General features: G+C 63.7%; 2 protein-coding genes and 1 pseudogene. 1 reads left to right on the top strand and 2 read right to left on the bottom strand.

Features of this window, described 5'->3' with window-relative positions; translation table 11 throughout:
* Window positions 1-748: pseudogene (locus EOB49_RS37515) on the top strand (bifunctional proline dehydrogenase/L-glutamate gamma-semialdehyde dehydrogenase); the annotation flags it as partial.
* 67 nt (window positions 749-815) lie between these two features.
* Here the strand turns inward: EOB49_RS37515 and EOB49_RS09915 are convergent.
* Window positions 816-1,130 (bottom strand): antibiotic biosynthesis monooxygenase, encoded by a 315-nt coding sequence (locus tag EOB49_RS09915; protein ID WP_027039045.1) that lies wholly within the window; start codon window positions 1,128-1,130, stop codon window positions 816-818.
* 60 nt (window positions 1,131-1,190) lie between these two features.
* The coding region (locus EOB49_RS37520; RefSeq protein ID WP_245472613.1) for a TonB family protein at window positions 1,191-1,538 on the bottom strand (348 nt) is incomplete at its 5' end.

The raw sequence follows: 1,538 nt of genomic DNA on the forward strand, positions 1-1,538 counted from the left end.
CATCTATGTCAACCGCAACCAGATCGGCGCCGTCGTCGGTTCGCAGCCGTTTGGCGGCGAGGGGCTTTCAGGCACCGGACCGAAGGCCGGCGGCCCGCACTACCTCCGCCGCTTCCGCAAGGGGCCCGAGGCTGGCACCGATTTGCAGGATGGCCATAAGGTGACGGCGACCGAACTTGCCGACAATCTGCCCGATCCCGCACTTGGCGGCTGGTCGACGCGGCCCGACCGGATCGCCATTCTGAGGAAGCATCTGCGCGGCAAGGGTGCTGCGGCCATTGGTGCGGCCGCCGGCATCGATTTCGGCCAGGTCGACCTGCCTGGGCCGACCGGCGAGGCCAACACGCTGTCGCTGTCGTCACGCGGACGGGTGCTGTGCCTTGGTCCTGACGGCGATACGCTGCTGGCGCAGACGATCCAGGCGCTCGCCGCCGGCAATGCCGTGCTGGCCGTTGCGCCGGGTGCACCGGCAGCCCTTTCCGCGTTGACCGGCAAGGGCCTGCCGCTGGCCGCCATCGACGGCCGGCCGGATCCGGTCGAGGCGCGCGCGCTACGCGTCGACGTCGTCGCTTTTTCGGGCACGTCCGAAGCCGCGCGCATCGTGCGCAAGGTCATCGCCGACCGCTCCGGCCCGATCGTGCCGCTGGTCACCGAGGTGCTCAACCCGGCGGCTTATGCGCATGAGCGCGCGGTCTGCGTCGACACCACCGCTGCGGGCGGCAATGCGAGCTTGCTGGCCGGGGCCTGACCCCGGTCAACTTTTGTTTTATGCATGTCGTTGTCCCAAAACCGGGACCACTTTTGGCCGACATGCATTACGCGCCTTCGACGACCGAAAAACCCTCGAACTGGGGGTGGCCGAGATAATGGACCTTTGTCGTGCCGACATTCCTGTGGGCGGCGCGGAAATTCTCGGACTTGGTCCAGGCGATAAAATCATCGTGGCTGGCCCACACCGTGTGCGACGCGAAAAGCGTGTAGCCTTCGGTCTCGTTGACCGGGCCACGCAGCAGATGGAACTCCCTAAACCCCTTCATCTCAGCAAGGCTGGAATCGCGGTTCTTCCAGACGGCTTCGAAGTCGTTCTCCGAGCCGGTCTGCACCTTGAAGCGGTTCATTGCGATGTACATGGCGGTTCCTTTCGTGCGGATGTTGATGATTGGCGGCTGCAGCGTTTGTTCTGCGCACATTCAAAATGGGCCGATTTCGGTCTCGAACTCCAAATTTGCGCTTGCTGCCTGTGGTGGAATCGGAGGGAAGGGGGCTGCCTTGCGGACAATGCCAAGCGCTGCCTGATCGAAAGCCGCCGATCCTGAGGTTTCCAAAATGCGCAACTCGTTTATGTTGCCCTTCCTGCCTATGACGAATGTGACAACCGCATTGTTGCGTGCCGCCAGCTGTAGGGAAGGCGGGAGGGTGCGATTGACGCTGCCGAGCTTTCTAAAAACATCGCCGCGGTAGTTGTCTTCCGCGGCCGTGCCTGCCTCCTTTTGCCTTTTGCCCTTGCTGGCTGCTTGCGCCGACCGGTCCTCGCCATC

The sequence above is a fragment of the Mesorhizobium sp. M7A.F.Ca.MR.148.00.0.0 genome, assembly GCF_003997735.1.
Lineage (GTDB): Bacteria > Pseudomonadota > Alphaproteobacteria > Rhizobiales > Rhizobiaceae > Mesorhizobium.

What these genes read in the sequence shown, in the direction of transcription:
- EOB49_RS09915 (WP_027039045.1), bottom strand. Translation starts at nt 1,130, where the DNA reads ATGTACATCGCAATGAACCGCTTCAAGGTGCAGACCGGCTCGGAGAAC.